Annotated in this window: 15 protein-coding genes and 1 riboswitch; of the genes, 10 read left to right on the top strand and 5 right to left on the bottom strand. The window is 50.7% G+C overall.

The features are described from left to right. The first annotated feature begins 242 nt into the window (after positions 1 to 242). Positions 243 to 1,382, top strand: a complete 1,140-nt coding sequence (locus A3848_RS10915) for a transglutaminase domain-containing protein (RefSeq protein ID WP_074084997.1) — start codon at positions 243 to 245, stop codon at positions 1,380 to 1,382. Positions 1,383 to 1,470: 88 nt separating this feature from the next. Here A3848_RS10915 and A3848_RS10910 read toward each other — a convergent pair whose 3' ends face one another. Further along, a complete protein-coding gene (locus tag A3848_RS10910) occupies positions 1,471 to 2,964 on the bottom strand; it encodes an amino acid permease (RefSeq protein WP_074084996.1) in 1,494 nt (497 codons plus the stop codon). 135 nt (positions 2,965 to 3,099) lie between these two features. Next, positions 3,100 to 3,314: riboswitch (Lysine riboswitch) on the bottom strand. A 99-nt stretch (positions 3,315 to 3,413) separates the two neighbouring features. After that, a complete protein-coding gene (locus A3848_RS10905; RefSeq protein ID WP_074084995.1) occupies positions 3,414 to 4,547 on the bottom strand; it encodes a virulence factor in 1,134 nt (377 codons plus the stop codon). A gap of 235 nt (positions 4,548 to 4,782) precedes the next feature. Here A3848_RS10905 and A3848_RS10900 point away from each other — a divergent pair, with 235 nt between their 5' ends. After that, a complete protein-coding gene (locus tag A3848_RS10900) occupies positions 4,783 to 5,772 on the top strand; it encodes an MBL fold metallo-hydrolase (RefSeq protein WP_074084994.1) in 990 nt (329 codons plus the stop codon). A gap of 120 nt (positions 5,773 to 5,892) precedes the next feature. Beyond that, positions 5,893 to 7,518 carry an ABC-F family ATP-binding cassette domain-containing protein gene (locus A3848_RS10895; protein ID WP_074084993.1) on the top strand — a complete coding sequence of 542 codons (1,626 nt, stop codon included), beginning with the start codon at positions 5,893 to 5,895 and terminating at the stop codon, positions 7,516 to 7,518. A gap of 108 nt (positions 7,519 to 7,626) precedes the next feature. On the opposite strand, the gene A3848_RS10890 is transcribed toward A3848_RS10895, so the two are convergent. Beyond that, positions 7,627 to 7,812, bottom strand: coding sequence for a hypothetical protein (locus tag A3848_RS10890; protein WP_074084992.1), 186 nt, complete (start codon positions 7,810 to 7,812; stop codon positions 7,627 to 7,629). Positions 7,813 to 7,950: 138 nt separating this feature from the next. Between A3848_RS10890 and A3848_RS10885 the strand changes: the two genes are divergently transcribed. Both A3848_RS10885 and A3848_RS10880 read left to right on the top strand, forming a co-directional pair. Next, positions 7,951 to 8,820, top strand: a complete 870-nt coding sequence (locus A3848_RS10885; protein WP_074084991.1) for a cation diffusion facilitator family transporter — start codon at positions 7,951 to 7,953, stop codon at positions 8,818 to 8,820. Positions 8,821 to 9,032: 212 nt separating this feature from the next. Continuing rightward, positions 9,033 to 10,121, top strand: a complete 1,089-nt coding sequence (locus tag A3848_RS10880) for a C40 family peptidase (RefSeq protein ID WP_074084990.1) — start codon at positions 9,033 to 9,035, stop codon at positions 10,119 to 10,121. Between the two features lie 314 nt (positions 10,122 to 10,435). Here the strand turns inward: A3848_RS10880 and A3848_RS10875 are convergent, their stop codons facing one another. Both A3848_RS10875 and A3848_RS10870 read right to left on the bottom strand, forming a co-directional pair. After that, complete coding sequence (locus tag A3848_RS10875; protein ID WP_074084989.1) at positions 10,436 to 10,810, bottom strand: hypothetical protein; 375 nt, start codon at positions 10,808 to 10,810, stop codon at positions 10,436 to 10,438. Positions 10,811 to 11,125: 315 nt separating this feature from the next. Continuing rightward, a complete protein-coding gene (locus A3848_RS10870; RefSeq protein ID WP_074084988.1) occupies positions 11,126 to 11,293 on the bottom strand; it encodes a DUF1328 domain-containing protein in 168 nt (55 codons plus the stop codon). A gap of 184 nt (positions 11,294 to 11,477) precedes the next feature. Between A3848_RS10870 and A3848_RS10865 the strand changes: the two genes are divergently transcribed. The 5 genes from A3848_RS10865 to A3848_RS10845 all read left to right on the top strand — a co-directional run bounded on the left by A3848_RS10865 (position 11,478) and on the right by A3848_RS10845 (position 18,084). Further along, the gene (locus A3848_RS10865; RefSeq protein WP_074085079.1) at positions 11,478 to 11,984 is read left to right on the top strand and encodes a DUF948 domain-containing protein; all 507 of its coding nucleotides are present in this window, start codon (positions 11,478 to 11,480) and stop codon (positions 11,982 to 11,984) included. Positions 11,985 to 12,054: 70 nt separating this feature from the next. Next, the gene (locus A3848_RS10860; protein ID WP_074084987.1) at positions 12,055 to 12,588 is read left to right on the top strand and encodes a hypothetical protein; all 534 of its coding nucleotides are present in this window, start codon (positions 12,055 to 12,057) and stop codon (positions 12,586 to 12,588) included. Positions 12,589 to 12,676: 88 nt separating this feature from the next. Next, positions 12,677 to 13,024 (top strand): YflT domain-containing protein, encoded by a 348-nt coding sequence (locus A3848_RS10855; protein WP_074084986.1) that lies wholly within the window; start codon positions 12,677 to 12,679, stop codon positions 13,022 to 13,024. 216 nt (positions 13,025 to 13,240) lie between these two features. Further along, positions 13,241 to 14,413: a SpoIIE family protein phosphatase gene (locus tag A3848_RS10850; RefSeq protein WP_074084985.1), complete on the top strand. Its 1,173-nt coding sequence runs from the start codon at positions 13,241 to 13,243 to the stop codon at positions 14,411 to 14,413. Then, entirely contained in the window at positions 14,410 to 18,084 is a 3,675-nt protein-coding gene (locus A3848_RS10845) for a response regulator (RefSeq protein WP_074084984.1), read from the top strand. The genes A3848_RS10850 and A3848_RS10845 overlap by 4 nt, the downstream gene beginning before the upstream one ends. The last annotated feature ends 62 nt before the right edge of the window (positions 18,085 to 18,146 follow it).

The raw sequence follows: 18,146 nt of genomic DNA, 5'->3' as shown, positions 1-18,146 counted from the left end.
CATATTCAGATTTATATGTTTTACAACCGCTAGGGACATTGTTTAGCTGCGGGCCTTATTCTGCGGCTGTGACGAACCGATAATAGAGAATATATAGCAAGATTTTACGATGGGAATTGCTCCAAGAATAAAATGCAAGGTATATGGGATGCTACGGTTGTGCAGACTGGATTTTCGGCATCTACTATACAGTACATACTATTGGGTGAGCCATTATAGGGCATGCAGGAGGAACAGGATCTATGGGGAAAAAGCATTTGTCGCTGATGAAGACCATTCTGGGAGGCGTGCTTATATGTGCGGCTCTGCCGCCGGCACTATACTGGGGTTGGGACCAGGCTTATGCGGCCAGCACTCAAACCGTGCTTCAATCGGGAACGGAAATGGCCCAGAAGCTGACTGCAGCAATGAATAACCGGAGAGAGAACATCACATTCGTATATGAAGGAAAGACCGCCAATTTGAAATCCTTGGTGCAAAAGGCCATTGACCAGGCTATGGGCAGTGACCCTTACCTCTACTATATTATTGACAGCTACGCTTTTTCTTACCAGGGGGGCAGCCGCTCAGCCAACATAACGGTGCAGATGGAGTACCGGGAGACATTGCAGCAGACCGCTCTGGTGAACAAGCAGGTGAAGACGATTCTGCAGCAGATTATTACTCCTGGGATGAACAATCACCAGAAGGTGAAGGTTATTCATGACTGGGTGGTGCTGCATCTGCAATATGATGCTACGTACCGCAAATATACAGCTTACGAAGGATTAGAGACCGGTAGTGCTGTCTGCCAGGGATATTCTCTGCTAACTTATAAATTGCTTCTGGGTGCGGGTATCCCTAATAAAATTGTTGAAGGTACAGCAAGACCGGCAGGTGGACCTGCCCAATCGCATGCCTGGAACCTGGTCCAGCTTGACGGGCGCTGGTACCACTTGGATACCACCTGGGACGATCCAACACCAAGCCCGGAGGGCGGTATCAGTACGCTTTACTATCTGCGGACTGATGCCCAGATGCGGCATGATCACAGCTGGACCAAGTCCTATCCGGCAGCATCCGTCGGCTACGCGCAGACCTTGTCCGAGCTGGTGAGCCGCGGAGGGCAGAACGTGTCTGTATACAAGGACCTTCAGCAGAAGCTCGACTATCGTCTGTATGAGGAGGGACAGGTGGTTACTTCTGCGTCAGAGTTGAATACCCTCGTGAAGGAAGCGGTGGCGTCAGGTAAACAGTCCCTTTTGTTCCGTTACCGGGGCACCGAAAGACTGCTCAAAATCGATCTGCAGGGATTGTACGGCTTAGGCCTGGAGAACCTATCGTATAACACTACTCCGTTTGATAACACCGGGGATTTGAAGGTATATGTGACCTGGAAATAACCCTCAGCGGTTCAGCAAAACAGGGATGCCACCGAGCCATTTGGCTGCGGGACATCCCTGTTTTGCTATTGACTATTAAATTCACCTGTTAATCTGCGTGAGTGCTCAGATCGCATTGATCCAGCGGGATAATGCGGCTCTGGCGGAACCAGCGGTAACCGATCCAGATTAGCAGGAACAGCGGCAGGCTGACGTAGGAGACGAGGATGCCGTACCAATCGATGGTGCCGCCTGTGAAAGCACCAAGGTTCTGTCCGAATACGGCAATGAGACATAGCGCCAGTGCGAACAACGGCCCAAAGGGGAACCATCTGGCCCGGTAAGGCAGCTCATCCAGCGAATGGCCCTGGGCTACAAAAGCCCGTCGGAAACGGTAATGACACACCGCAATGCCCAGCCAGTTAATGAATCCGCACATCCCCGAAGCATTAAGCAGCCAATTATAGACGGCACCGTCACCAAAGAATGAGGCCAGAAAAGCCAGCATGCCTACGGCAGTAGTCACGAGAAGAGCGCCTACGGGTACTCCGCGGCGGTTCAGTCTGCCGAGCGCACGCGGTGCCATGCCATCCTTGGCCATTGCGTACAGGACCCGGGTGGAAGCGTACATGCCGGAGTTTCCGGCTGACAGTACAGAACTGAGAATGACAGCATTCATGACGGATGCGGCAATCGCAAGTCCTGCTTTATTGAAGACAATGGTGAACGGGCTGACACCGATATCATCGATGCCGCCGCGGAGCAGATCCGGATTGGTATAAGGGATAAGCAGCCCGATCACAAGAATGGAGAAAATGTAGAAGATCAGGATGCGCCAGAATACCTGGCGGATGGCCAATGGCACATTGCGGCGCGGGTTTTCGCTCTCCCCTGCTGCAACCCCGACGAGTTCAGTACCCTGGAATGAGAAACCGGCAGCCATGAAGACCCCGACGAAGGCAAAGAAGCCGCCATGGAAGGAGCTCCCGCCAAGCTGGAAGTTGCTGAGGCCTACCGCCTTGCCGCCCATAATCCCGAAGATCATCAGCACACCGACAGCCAGGAACACGACTACGGTGATAATTTTGATAATTGCAAACCAGTACTCCGATTCGCCGTAACCGCGTGATGACATGAAGTTCAGTCCGAACATCAGCAGCAGGAACAGAAGGCTCCAGAGCACGGAAGGACTGTCCGGGAACCAGTATTTTATAATCACTGTGGCAGCGGACAGTTCGGCAGCGATGGTGACGGCCCAGTTGTACCAGAAGTTCCAGCCGATGGCGAAGCCGAAGGCAGGGCTGACAAACCGCGTGCCGTAGGTGCTGAAGGAGCCGGAGTCCGGCAGGTAGGTTGCCAGCTCTCCAAGGCTGGTCATAAGAAAATACACCATAATGCCGACCGCTGTATAGGCCAGCAGCGCGCCTCCCGGTCCGGAAGAAGCGATAGCGCCGCCGCTGGCCAGGAACAGCCCGGTTCCAATGGAGCCGCCGAGCGCGATCATGGTTAAATGTCTGGCCTTGAAGGTTTTGCGCAGCCCCGGAGCGGCAGGATTACTGCTCTGTGCCGTTATGTGCTGCTGTTCGTCTTTCTTAGCTTTCATGAATAGAACACTCCCTTAATTGTGATGTTTCTGTTCAAGGGCTCTAACCAAGTAGCATATCCATCCTGCAAGCACAAAAAAAACCGCAGACGGATTCTGCGGTTTCCTGTATTTACAGCTCCGCACCATACTCCCTGTTCAGATAGCGCAACACAGTGCCTGGCCGCAGTCTCCTGACGGGCCAAGCCCTGTGACAGTTCCGTGCCTTTCGGCGACGGCCCCAGCCTGCACTGCTTAATAAGAGCAGCGGCGCAGACTTCGGCGGATATTCCTTTCGGCGGCGTTTCACAGACGGCTCTTATAGCGTCTCCACGCGCGTACTCTTTATATCCGCGACCTCTACCTCATCTTAGGTATGATGAGGCTATCTTGTAACGATATGAACACAACAGGGATTAGTATAATGCAACTTGGCTGGGCAAGCAATGACAATTTAAGGCAGGTTAACGTCAGGTTCTCCGGCGCTCCGACATCTGCTGCCAGACGGTACCGGCAGCCTCTTCACCCGATGCGATGCGCTCCAGCGCCATTCGGGCCTGCAGGCCGACCTCGAATTCCGGGTCGTCCGCAGCAAGGCTCAGCGCGTCCTGAGCTTCAGCTGTGCCAACCTCGTAGAGGAAGCGTGCCGCCCGCCAGCGGACGAGCTTGCTCTTGTCTGTAAGCGCCGCTGTCATCACCGGCGTCGCTGCCGGATCGCCGATGTCGGACAGCGTGTCTCCAGCCGTGCGCCGCACGGCCGGGGCGCTGTCTGCCATCGCCTCATAGAGCAGCTCCATCGCCTCGGGCGTGCGGATGTCGCCCAGGTACACGACCGCAAGCCTGCGGATATGCAGCTTGGGGTCGTGCAGCGCCGTGCGCAGCTCCGGCAGGAGGTCTGCCGTAGGCTGAAGATCCTCCAGCGCGGCGTAGCGCATGCGCCAGTCCTCGTCCTTCAGGTCTCGCAGCAGCTCGGCCTGTTCCTTCTTCTGCCGCTGCTCGATGAACTCGCCGCCAGCCCCGTGCGCGATGGCCTGCTGCACGAGGGAGTCGAGGCGTTCCTGCGGATACGCCGCTTCCAGCTCCTGCTCGACCTCGCGCGCGATAGCGCCTGGCTCGCCATAGCGCACGCCGTAATCGGTGAGCTTGCGCTCTTTGATCATTACGGCGCTGGCCACATCCGTTACCGCCTTCGTGAACCGGGCGGCGAGGGCGATGCGCTCCTCACTCGCGCCGGTCTTGACGCGGATCTGGATCGGGATCCCGCGGAACATCTGCACGAATACCTGTGATTCCCCGAAGTGGGCACCGGCATTTTCATCCTCCAGATTGAAGTCGGCGCTCAGGCCTTCCGCACCGAAACGGGTCTGGACCTCGCGTAGAATCGCTGCCCAGTCGGCATTGCCTCTACGCTCCAGAGCAGCAAAATCGGCCGCGTGATAAATGCTGGTGACTCCAGGAATAGTGAGCATCTCCCGCGCCCAGGAAGGGGCGGAACGCTGGCTCTCCGGTGTATAGGTACGGCGGACTCCGGCCTCCAGAGTCTCATCGAGATGAAGCTTCATCGTATTGGGACTGGGAGTCGGTTCAATAAATGTAATCTTCATACGCTTGGCTCCTCTTTAAACGGCGTAAGCACCGTAAGTACTTTACCCGCATTTTACCTCATTTTGGCCACTCAATACAAAAGAGTTGCAGCACCGTTCCGCTTAAGCCTGGGACCAAATGGTTAAACTTTGTAGCATAAGGGTTGGGTATTACGCGATTTTGCAAAACCATTCGTAGAATCCTATAGTTAGAATAAAGTATATTTTCCGGCAACTTGTTAAGGAGAGATGCGGAATGGCCAGATTACGCTACAATAACATTGACAATGTCAGTACCGACAAAACGCTCAAGCAGCTCCGCCAGTGGCGCGAGGAGCGGCGGATGAAGAAGAAGGACTACTCCTATAAAGTGCCGAATCATCCGCCCAAGCTGGACTATCTATTTAAGAATCGTCTTGATACGACAATAACCTGGATTGGGCATTCGACATTTTTGCTTCAATATGAAGGGATGAATATCATTACCGATCCCGTATGGGCACAGCGGCTGGGGTTTGAAAAACGGATCTGCCAGCCCGGTATTCCGCTCAGCGGCATCCCCCCGGTGGATCTCATTCTGATCTCCCATTCGCATTATGATCACCTGCATCTGGCATCTATACGCAAGCTGTACAGGGCGGGGACCACCCTCGTGGTGCCGGTGGGACTGAAGCGCAAGATGGTGCGCAAAGGCTTTGCGAACTGCCTGGAAATGCAGTGGTGGGAGGAGCTTACCCTGGGAGCCGTGAAGCTGACCTTTGTTCCGACACAGCACTGGACGCGGCGGACGCCATTTGATACCAATACCTCCCACTGGGGCGGGTTTGTGCTGCAGCCTGCTGAGCCCGGCAAGCATCCCCGGGGTGACGGAGCCGCGCATGAGCTGCCTCCCAATCTGTACTTTGCTGGAGACAGCGGCTTTTTCCCGGGATTCAAAGAAATTGGCAGCCGCTTCAAGCTGCATGTGGCGCTGATGCCGATCGGTGCCTATGAGCCGGAATGGTTCATGAGCTCGCAGCATGTGACTCCCGAGGAGGCCATTCAGGCCTTTATGGATGTAGGCGCGGAATTGATGGTCCCCATGCACTTTGGAACCTTCCGGCTGGCGGATGATACGGCCCGGGAGGCGCTGGACCGGATGGAACAGGCACGCCTGGCACATGGAATTGACGGGAAACGTATACGTACACTGGCTTATGGGGAAACGCTGATTGTACATCCGGCGGAGCGGACACCAGCCCAATAGAGATTACATGTATCCGTTTATTGGGCAAAACTATACTTTATAGGCGGATCTTCGGGCTTTTTTCCTTGTTTTTATGCTATAATGAGCCGGAACCCTAAGTGAAAAGGATGGTAATGCTTAATGATCAGTACAAGCGGCGTAACACTCCGCTACGGAAAACGCGCACTATTTGAGGATGTCAACATAAAATTCACACCCGGCAACTGCTACGGCCTGATCGGAGCGAACGGCGCGGGTAAATCCACTTTTTTGAAAATTCTGTCCGGAGAGATTGAAGCCAACATCGGCGATGTGCATATCACACCCGGCGAACGTCTGGCCATACTGAAACAGAACCATTTTGAGTATGACGAGTATCTGGTACTGGAAACGGTAATTATGGGCCATACCCGCCTGTATGACATTATGAAGGAAAAAGATGCGCTCTATGCCAAAAGCGACTTCACCGAAGCTGACGGACTACGCGCCGGTGAGCTGGAAGGCGAATTTGCTGAACTGAACGGCTGGGACGCAGAACCTGATGCTGCTGCTATGCTGATCGGTCTTGGTATTATGCGTGAAATGCATGATAAGAAAATGGCCGAACTCAGCGGCAACGAGAAGGTCCGGGTACTCTTGGCGCAAGCCCTGTTCGGACGTCCGAATAACCTGCTGCTCGATGAGCCTACCAACCATTTGGATCTGGAATCCATCGGCTGGCTGGAGAACTTCCTCATGGATTATGAAGGTACTGTTATCGTCGTATCCCATGACCGACATTTCCTGAACAAGGTATGTACACATATTGCCGATATCGATTTTGGCAAAATCCAGATGTATGTAGGCAACTACGACTTCTGGTATGAATCCAGTCAGCTGGCCCAGGCGCTGCAGCGTGACTCGAACAAGAAAAAGGAAGACAAGATGAAGGAGCTGCAGGCGTTCATCCAGCGCTTCTCCGCCAATGCTTCCAAGTCCAAACAGGCGACCTCCCGTAAGAAACAGCTGGAGAAGATTACGCTGGACGATATCCGCCCATCGAACCGCAAATATCCGTTCCTCAACTTCAAACCTGAGCGTGAAGCCGGCAAGCAACTGCTTACCATCAGCGGGCTGAGCAAATCGGTGGAAGGCGAGAAGATGCTGGATGAGATCAGCTTTGTGGTCAACAAAGGCGACAAAATTGCTTTTGTCGGTCCTTACTCTCAGCCAAAATCACTGCTCTTCGATGTGATTATGGGCGAGAAAGAGGCGGATGCCGGCGAATATACTTGGGGCGTGACAACAACACAGGCATATTTTCCGAAAGACAACTCCAGCTATTTTGATGGAGTGAACATGAATTTGGTAGAATGGCTGCGTCAATACTCCAAGGATCAGGACGAAACCTTCCTGCGCGGATTCCTTGGACGGATGCTGTTCGCTGGTGAGGAAGCGCTGAAGAAAGCAAGTGTGCTGTCCGGGGGCGAGAAGGTTCGCTGCATGCTGGCCAAGATGATGCTGAACGGTGCCAACGTGCTCGTGTTTGATGAGCCCACCAACCACTTGGATCTTGAATCGATTACTGCACTCAATAACGGACTGATTGATTTTGATGGCACGATTCTGTTCACTTCCCATGACCATCAGTTTATTCAGACCATCGCCAACCGTATTATTGAAATTACACCGGCAGGGGTTATCGACCGCTCCATGACCTATGATGAGTATCTGGAGAATCCGGAAATCAAGGAAATGCGTGCCCGGATGTATCCTGTAGAAGTGTAAGAATGATATAGAAGCCTTGAACAAGCAATGTTCATAAGAAAAACGGCTGCGTCGTCCCGAAAGGGATAACGCAGCCGTTTATGTTCCAAATATAAACAAGTACCTTACTTAGGAACCGCCAGTACGGCGGCGCTGATTGTTGGGCTTTTTGTTATTCTGGCTTTTCAGCGGTTTGGCAGAACCGGCTTGAAAGGTGGAACCAGGCTTGCCGGAAGCGTGCTGTTTCTTCTGCTCCAGTTTTTGCCGGATGGCATCCGCCAGATTAATTTTTGGTTTTTCATGGTTCTCGCTCATTATGTTAACCCCCTTAGGTAGCAAGTCCTTTCCTTTATTCTAATTGTTTTTAAATGCTGCCACAAGGGCAAGAATAATTCAAAGAATGATCTGCCGGGGCACGGGAACAGTATAGAGAGTAATAGGGGGGGATGAAGGTTGGTTGATATTTATGATGATATACGTAAAGGTGAACGGGGCGCTCTAATTAGTGTTATCGCCTATCTTATTCTATCGGCCTTCAAATTGATCAGCGGCTATGTGTTCGGTTCGAGTGCGCTGCTTGCGGATGGGTTCAACAACCTCACCGATATTGTTGCTTCGCTTGCGGTGCTGATCGGTCTGCGTATTTCACGGAAACCGCCTGATTCCGATCATACGTACGGACATTTCCGTGCGGAGACGGTAGCGGCGCTCCTGGCTTCCTTTATCATGGCGATGGTTGGCATCCAGGTGATTGTGGAGGCCGTCCGCTCCCTGTTTGAGGGAGCCAAGGCCACGCCGCAGCTATGGTCAGCCGGGGTGGCAGTCGTCTGTGCAGCAGCCATGATGGGTGTATACATATATAACAAACGGCTCGCCAGACAGATTAATAACAACGCACTGATGGCTGCAGCGAAGGATAATTTCTCGGATGCTATGGTGAGCATTGGTGCCGCGGTAGGAATTGCCGGGGCACAATTCGGTCTGCCCTGGATTGATTCCGCCGCAGCCGTCGCTGTCGGTTTGCTGATACTGAAGACGGCATGGGATATTTTCCGTGATTCAACGTACCGCCTGACGGACGGATTCGACCAGGATCAGCTGATGGATCTACGAAGCACGATTGCCCGCACACCCGGAGTCGAAGGTATCAAGGACTTAAAAGCCCGTGTTCACGGGAATCATGTGCTGGTGGATGTGGTTGTGGAAGTCGATGCCCAGATTACAGTGAAGCAAGGCCACGCCATCAGTGACTCTATTGAGGAGCGGATGAGCAAGCTGCATAACATCATGAATGTGCAGGTTCATGTCGAACCGAAGCCTTGAGATTCCTTAATTTCTTCTAATTAGCTGTAATTTCCACCAAATCCAAGGAGAATTCGAGACTATAGACCCGGTAGTTACCATAAGTTGGCAAGCTTTTTTGTGAAATTTGGAGCATGTTCCATTTCCCGGTCAAGCCTATAATGAGGGCAGAAAGCAACAAACGAAGCGCGCGCCGTTGTTGAATTTCTCATTATGCTAAGCGGGGGAACGCTATGATCGTATCATATAAAGGGCTGGCATCATTTTTGCTGGTCTCGGCATCACTTGCGGTATCTCTGGGGGTGTTCAATCCGCAGCAGGCGCAGGCCGCTTCTGTTTCTGCCCAATCATCCGTTTCGGCATCCGCAGCGCAAACAGGTGTTATTGTATCATCTGTCCGTCTGCGTACAGCTCCATCAACAACTGGAAAAGTGCTGGGATATTTAAATAAGGGCGACCAGGTTGTTATCCTGGAAGAAACGAACAGCTATTGGTACAAAGTCAGAACCGTAGACGGTGACGTTGGATATACAAGCAGGGGAGAGCAGTATATCCAAGTGGCCGCAGCTCCGGCAGTACAAACAGCAGTGATTCAAGCTACAGTCCGTCTTCGGGATACCCCTTCAACGAGCGGGCAGATTACGGGATATCTATATAAAGATGATCAGGTTGCCATTTTGGAAGTACCGAATAGCTACTGGTACAAGGTAAGAACGGCTAATGGTAATGTTGGATATACAAGCTCGTCGGATCAATACATTTTAGTGGATGGAGGTACGGCATTGCCGGTTCCTGCTCCGACACCAGTGCCGACACCAGTGCCAACACCAGTACCGACGCCAGCACCAACACCTGCACCGGTGCCTACGGCTCCGCCACAGGCGGCAGTCATTGAGAGTGTAATTGCTGCAGGGATGGGCTACCTTGGAACCCCTTATGAGTTCGGCTCCAGCCGCAGCGATACCAGCACCTTTGATTGCTCCGATTTTATCCGGCAGATTTTTATGGATGCAGCCAATCTGAAGCTTCCTGCCGATTCCCGGCAGCAGGGTGACTGGATTAAGCAGAACAGTACGGTAGTCACCGATATTTCCGGACTGAAGCGTGGAGATTTGATGTTCTTCACGGATTACCAAGGTAGCTCGGTTTCCGCATATGCCGGAATTGACAAGTTGACGGCCAGAATTACGCATGTAGCTATGTATTTGGGGGATGGTCAGCTGCTTCAGACCTATTCAGTGGCTTCAGGCGGAGTACGGGTTGATAAATTAAGCGCTTCTTGGGTGAATCGTTTCCTTTACGGGGGCTCGGTCATCCGCTAAAATATAGAATAGTAGAGATGCGAAGCGACAGCAGGACAAGTTTGTGACGGGTGAACTAGGGCGGGTGTTTTGTGAGGCTATCCCTTTAGTAGATTGATTCTACTAAAGGGATAGCCTCTGTTTTTATGTTCATTGATATTCCCCGTTGCAGGCCCCTGACATAAATAAGCCGTGCAGGATCATTTAGATCTGCACGGCTTATCGTATGTAGGCCCGTAAAGAGTACGAAAAGGCTGGGATTTACGGGCGCTCGGCCGGGTATAGAATATGCTTCATAGCATGTTCTTCCTGCCGGAGTTACAATTATGGAATCATTACATCGCTGGAGTGATTACATAAGCAGACGCAGGCACCTTGATCCAGGCTGTTCCCAGCCATGTGTAAATTTCTCTCCATTCATTGCCCCAACTGTCGGTCTTGACAGCCCCAGTGGTATCAATGGTCTGTGCACTTAACCAGCCCGCTGGAGTCATGCTGTCCATGGAAAGGTGGAAAGGTGTTGCTTTGGTCAGGATAATCATAGGCGTAGCTGGCTTAATATCTGCTTGTGTGATTACAGTCTCGAATTTCCCACCGTAGGTGTTGCCTGTTACGGTTGTGGTGGTACCCGATACTTCATCGGCTGAAGCCGTTGCGGCAAAAGAAGCTACAAGACCCATGGCTACTGCGATACTGGCGAATTTTTTCATCTGTGATTCCTCCTGGGATTGGTTTGTTTGTAGCAGGTTTTTCCTTATTCGTGCTAATAAGCTTGTAAACAGAAAGAAGGCCCTATGAACCAAACGTCTTATTTTTTTATTTTCACAGTAACGGTCTTTGGTGCAAGGCCTACATGTTCTGCAGCGTGAATAGGATAGAAGAGAATTCCGAAACGGGTATGAGGTTCAGTGGGGAAAAGGCCGCAGGATGCCGCTTCACACACAATGAACCCGGATACTCCATCAGGAGTCCGGGCTCAGGTTGTGCCTGTATATGGAGAAGATCTTAAAGGCGGCTAATGCTATTTACATCGATCTTCCCCTGCGTCCCATAAACAGTGAAACAATGAAGAGAATCAGGAAGATGTAGAACAGTATTTTTGCGATGCCTACAGCGGCAGCTACAACATTGAAGAATCCGAAAATACCGGCGATTAAAGCAATAACAAGCAGAATTACCGACCATTTTAACATGATGTGTCATCCTTTCGGTGTGTAGGGTGTAGTCGAATGTAGTCATTGTTTAAACGGGGAGTTTTGTTTTGAAACAAACAAGGAGGGGGATTTGGCTTTTGTTTCGGGCTATTCACGTAAGGGTAACTATGCAGTAATAAGGCAGAGCAAGCAGACATTCAACGATTTGGAAGGGGTTTTGGAAATGATTATTGATCTAAGCGTCGCACTCGTGGCGATTGCATTTGCCGTACTCGTCTACTTTTTAATTAAAACCTTGAAATCAGCGAAGGAATCCCTCGATAAGGTCAGCCAGACTCTGCAGGAAGTGCAGAAAACGATTGACGAACTTACTTATGAAGTGAAAACCACAGTCAGACACGCGAACGATATTACCGCAGATGTTCAGAGCAAAATTCAAAAGATTGATCCGATTGTCGATTCCGTGAAAAACCTAGGTGACGTCATGAATGAACTGACGCTGACCATGAAGCAGGTATCAGTAACCGTCATTGAAAAGTACCGCAAGTCGCGTGAACTGAAGGAAAAGGCTAAAGCTGTATCGGTAGAAAGTACTCCGCTTAGTCCGGCAGAAGAACGCACCGTGAAGTCATACGATAGTGCAAATGCCAAGAAGTCACCTGGAAAAATAGCCATGGCGTTAAAAGGTGTAGACACAGCCGCTACCATTTGGCAGAAATTCCGTCATTAGTTCATAAGACTGAGAACACGCAGCCGGGACGGCCATACCAAGCAGCAGAACATGAAAGGCGGGATGCTCCATGAACGTTATCCTTCTTTTGCTAAGTCTCCTGTCTCCCTATTTATCTGTATCTCCGCAGAAGGAGTCTGTTCCTGCCGCTTGGTTGTTCCCGCAGTCGCCGGTAGTGCTCGCTACTGAGCACAGTGTAAATGCCAGCCCCTATATCACTGCCTTTGATTCCCTTGCCGGGGTGCCCTTGTATATGCCGGAAGAGGAGCTGCTGCAGGTTAAAGGTACGCCGCTCTCTGTTACCCCGGATCCTTGGCAGGGGTGCGAGGAGTACCATTATTCGGATATGTCCGCCGGAATTTGTGATGGGGCTGTTCTATACGTGCATGTCACTCCGGCTGAAGCGGGGGAATACGGACTGTACTTGAATGGACAGCGGATTGAACCGCAGAAGAATAATCTGCCTGAACTCCTGGGCTCTCCGGATTTTGTAGCTGAAGACGGGGATGTATATATGAGAGGAAGCACCGCACTTAAGATATACCGCAATTCACAGACAGGTGAATGGAACGGTATTGATTTGTTTGACGGGAATTCTTCTTGAGGCGTTTCAAACGCGTGGAAAGATGGTTAATGAAAGTCAGTCATCTTTTTAGCGTTGCCCTCTTATATAATACAAGGAGCGTGATTTCATGGATTCAATCCGTACGCAGGCTTATGCCAAGTTGCTTGAGAATGGTATTCAGGCGATAGAAGAAGTGAATCGGCTGCGCGATAGTGGTTACACTAGGGATGACATTTATGTGATCAGCCATAATGCGGATCGCGAAGGCCGAATTGTGGATGCGGCAGATGCGAATGAGGTAGGTTTACACGAAGAGGGGCTGTTCGGCTCCATTGCCAACATGTTTCGTTCACGGGGTGATGCACTCCGCAACAAGATTACTTCACTAGGTTTCAGTGCAGCAGAAGCTGGCTTTTACGAGAAAGAGCTTGATACGGGCAAGGTTCTTGTTATCGCCAAAAAAAACCTGCATTAATTCGATGGCATTCACATGGAGAGACCTATAGTCCAATAGCGTAACCTCCAGTCCCACTGCAAGTGGTGGGGCTGGAGGTTACTTTGTTGAATACAAGTACATGGATTCATTCCAATACCTTGCTTTATGGAAACTGGACTTTTAGATATCGTATGATAGAGTTGAATATTTCTGAATTTTACGGTTGAAATACTATTCGTGCGGGGTGAAGAAAAATTGAGAATTTTAATCGTAGACGATAATCCGACTAACGTAATCATAATCCGTGAAATTCTAAAGAAGGAAGATTACCGGAACTTTATAACTGCAGCTTCAGCCAAAGAGATGCTACAGCTGCTGGGGATCGGCACAGGGACTGAAGACAAGCGGCCGAGACAGTCGGATATTGACTTGATTCTGCTGGACATGATGATGCCGGAAATGGATGGAATTGAGGCCTGCCGGGTAGTCCAGCAATATGAGCATCTGAGAGATATCCCGATTATTATGGTTACTGCGGTTGGTGACTCCAAGAAATTGGCTGAAGCGCTTGATGCGGGTGCTGTAGATTATGTGACCAAGCCGATTAACAAGGTTGAACTGATGGCACGTATCCGGCTGGCCCTCCGCTTAAAGCGCGAAAAGGATTGGCATGTGGAGCGGGACCAGCGGATACAGGATGAGCTGAAGCTGGCTGCTTTGGTACAAAATGCAGTCCTGAGTCTGCCGCTCAAGGAAGAGGCTTTTGAAGTTCATGCCCTTTACCAGCCCTCAGCAGAGCTTGCAGGTGACTTGTATGCTTGGTATCCGCTTGGAGACGGCCGGTATGCTGTTATTCTGCTGGATATGATGGGACATGGTATTTCCTCGTCCCTATTCTGCATGTTCCTTGCTTCTGTACTCAAGGATACCGTAACGACGTATGTGCAGCCGGAGAAAGTTATTCAAGAGTTGAACCGGCGGTTTAACCAGTTATATATTGAGAAACAGCTGGTGCAGTATTATTTTACGGCGATTTATCTGGTTATAGATACCCGGATGAAGCGTATTGATTACGTGAACGCGGGGCACCCGCCGGGGCTCTTCTTCGAAGGCGGCTCCCTAAGTCCTGTTTTGCTGGAGAGCAACTGTCATCCGGTTGGCCTATTTGACAGCATTGATATTGAGCCGCAAACGCTGACCTTTGAGGATGAAGGCCACTTGGTGCTCTATACCGACGGGCTGCTCGAAATGTCAGAGGGCGGACAAGAAGAACAGCTGGATTTTATGGTTGGTTATTTGAACGGAGGGCATGAGTGGCACGAGCAGCTGATGCGCGCCTCCTTCTTCCATGACGTTCCTGACCAGGAACGTGATGATGACAAATGCCTGGTATGGATTTCGCTGAAGAAAGGAACAGATCCGGAATGAAAATAAAGGCTAAACTGCTGATCGGCTTCAGCGCAATGCTGGCCATTATGCTTTTGTTAACCTTCATTGGATACGACCGGCTTAATAATATGAGCAGCCAGCTGGACAGCTTTCAGGACAGGTACAGCAAGGGCCGCTCATCCTCCGGACTCCGGGGTGAAGTGAACGATATGGCGCGTATACTGACGACCTCCATGCTCAATGCGGACAAGCTCTCGGTTGGTTCCCAAAAAAGCGAGCTTGAGGCTAAAGTCAAAAAAGCCGGAGGGTACCTCCAGAATATCGAAGATTCGATGGAAACAACAGAAGAAATGCAGCTGCTGAAACGGATTGAATCAGCCTATTCGGGTTATATAAATTATCAGAACAAAGTGCTTGATATGCTTTCCGCCGGCTATTTTCAGAATGCCAACGCCTACCGGAATGCAGAAGGGCAGAACATTCAGGAAGAGGTGCTGAACAGCCTGAATGCCCTGTCGGATTACAACGCATTCAGAATGACGGAGGAGAATACCAACGCTAAGAAGGCTTATGAGAGCTCCATCCAGATGGTGACCTTAATTATGGTTATAGGGCTGCTGCTGGGGCTTGGGGTTATTCTATGGGTGATTCCAAGCATCACACGAGGGCTTAATGTCGTTTCCATGATGATTAAGAGCTTCGGCAACGGCAAAATGAGGGCTATCCGCCGAATCAGGGTTACCTCCAAAGATGAGATTGGGGATGTCGCCCGGGTATTTCAGAACATGGCCAAAGATCTTGAACAGAAGCAGGAGATGGAGAAGGCCTATGCGCAGGCGCAGAGCGATCAGGCTTGGCTCAACGCAAATATTGCCCGTGTAACAGATCTTCTGCGTGGCGTCAATTCGCTGGAACAGGTGACCCAGACCTTCATTGGTGAGTTCACCCCGGTGCTTGGTGCACAATATGGGGCAATCTACCTGAAGGATCAGAACAATCCTAATCTGCTTGTCAGTAGCGCATCTTATGCGGGAGAGGGCAGCGCCAAACTCAAAGCAAGCTTTGAAATGGGTCAAGGGCTTGTGGGGCAAAGCGCGCTGGATAAAACTCCAATCAAGCTTATAGAGGCACCGGAGGACTATATTTCTGTCACATCCGGTTTTGGGGGTTCGCATCCGGATCATATTCTGATCTATCCGGTCCTCTTCGAAGATGAATTGATGGGGGTTCTTGAATTTGCCTCCTTTACTCCATTTAGTGTCCTGCAGAATGAATTGCTGCATCAGCTTGCAATCAGCATGGGTGTGATTCTAAATAATATCAGCCGCCAGCTTGTAGTGGAGGAGCTGCTCCGGGAATCCCAGGCGCTTACTGAAGAATTGCAATGCCAGTCGGAGGAGCTGCAGACACAGCAGGAAGAGCTTCGCCGCTCCAATGAGAATCTGGAGGAGCAGACGGATGCGCTTCGACGCTCTCAAGAATTACTGCAGCGGCAGCAGGGAGAATTGGAGCATTACAATACCGAGTTGATCGCTAAGACCCGTGCATTGGAGGACCAGGTGCAGGAGGTGGAGGAGAAGAAGGACGAAATCGAGCATGCCCGCAGCCAGTTGGAGAAGCAGGCGATGCAGCTTGCCGTAACCAGTAAATATAAATCCGAGTTTCTGGCCAATATGTCACATGAACTGCGCACTCCACTCAACAGTCTGCTGATTCTATCCCAGCTGCTTACAGAGAATAAGGATGGGAATCTGACGGAGAAGCAGGTGGAATTTGCGCATACGATTTATATGTCTGGCGCGGATCTGCTTAAAATGATTGATGAGATTCTTGATCTCTCCAAAGTGGACGCCGGCAAAATGGAGCTAAATTATGAGGAAATACCTCTAACTGAGCTGAAAACCTTCGTGAAGCAGAATTTTGCACCGCAGGCTGTGAAAAAAGGATTGTCTTTGCGCCTTTTGTTCGATGAGCCGTTGCCGGATTCCCTCTTCACAGACGGTCACCGGCTGAAGCAAATTCTGCGGAATCTGCTGTCCAACGCCTTCAAGTTCACGAGTGAGGGCTTTGTGGAATTTGCGGTAAGCGCCGCAAATAAGGAGCATCTGCCCGCCTTCCTTCCGCATGAGTTCGAATATATTGCGATTTCTGTGAAGGATAGCGGGATTGGGATTCCTGCAGACAAGACAGACATTGTCTTTGAAGCGTTCCAGCAGGTGGATGGAACAACCAGCCGCAAATATGGCGGTACCGGACTGGGACTATCGATTAGCCGGGAACTTGCACGTCTTATGGGTGGAGCCATTGGACTGGAATCGCGTGAAGGTCAAGGCAGTATTTTCACCTTGTACTTGCCGGTTAAAGGTCATTACAGCCTCCTTCCTGGAGTGCTCGAGGCTGCAGCCTCCCGGGAGCGTGAGGTTTCGGTGATATCTCAATATAACAGCGAGTACCGGATAGAACGTACAGAAGACATTCCAGCTGCGCCTATGGAGCCTATTATCATGGAGGATGACCGTGATCATTTGTCTTCCAAGGATAAGATCCTGCTGATTATTGAAGATGATGAGAAGTTCGCCAAGATTCTGCTTGATATGGCCCGGAGCCGCGGTTTCAAGGGTCTGGTAGCCCTTCAGGGAGATATTGGCCTGACTATGGCCCAGACGTATCTGCCGGATGCCATTATCCTGGATATCCAGCTTCCAGTTCTGGATGGTTGGGCGATTCTGCGGGAGCTCAAGGGCTCTTCACAGACCCGCCATATTCCTGTTCATGTGATTTCTGTGAATGATGAAGTGAAGCAGGGATTGATGATGGGGGCGATGGCTTACTTAAGAAAGCCATCCTCAAGAGAAGCACTGGACCGTGCATTTTCACAAATTGAGAACTATACAGCCAGTACCCTGAAGCATTTGCTGATTGTAGAGGATGACGCTACTCAGCGCCGCTCCATCATGGAGCTTATCGGGCATGATGATGTAGCCATCACCGCAGTTTCCACTGGGCATGAAGCGCTGAGCGAGCTTCGTAAGCAAAGATATGACTGTATGGTTCTCGATCTGATGCTGGACGATATGACCGGTTTCGAGCTGCTGGACCAGATTCGTGATGATGAAGATCTAAATGATCTGCCGATTATTATCTATACCGGCAAGGACCTGGACAGCAAGGAAGAAACTAAGCTGCGCAAGTATGCTGAATCTATTATTATTAAGGATGTGCGTTCACCGGAAAGACTGTTGGATGAAACCACGTTGTTCCTGCATCGGGTGGAAGCCAATCTTCCTGAAGACAAGCGTAAAATCCTGCAAAAGCTGCACAATAAAGAAGAACTGTTCGACGGTAAAAAAATATTGCTGGTTGATGATGATATCCGCAATGTATTCGCCCTTTCCAGTGTGCTGGAAGGGTATCATATGGAAGTTAAGTTTGCAGAGAACGGCCGTGAGGCGCTGGACATGCTGGTGGAGCAGGAGGATTTTGATCTGGTGCTGATGGATATGATGATGCCGGAAATGGACGGATATGAGGCCATGCGCCGGATCAGACAGATGCCGCAATATCAGAAACTGCCCATTATTGCGCTTACGGCTAAGGCAATGAAAGAGGACCGGGCCAAGTGTATAGAAGCCGGCGCCTCTGATTATATGAAGAAACCTATCAGTACTGAGCAGCTTCTTTCTCTAATGCGTGTGTGGTTGTATTCGTAAGCCCGCTTTTGGGGTAATAGGATTACAGTACTAAATTACAACCCATCCGGAGATACGTTAGG

This window comes from Paenibacillus sp. P32E (assembly GCF_001909085.1).
In the GTDB taxonomy this organism is placed as follows: domain Bacteria; phylum Bacillota; class Bacilli; order Paenibacillales; family Paenibacillaceae; genus Paenibacillus_AQ; species Paenibacillus_AQ helianthi.
The sequence above is the reverse complement of the archived record's forward strand: the minus strand, read 5'-3'. Positions and strand labels throughout refer to the sequence as shown.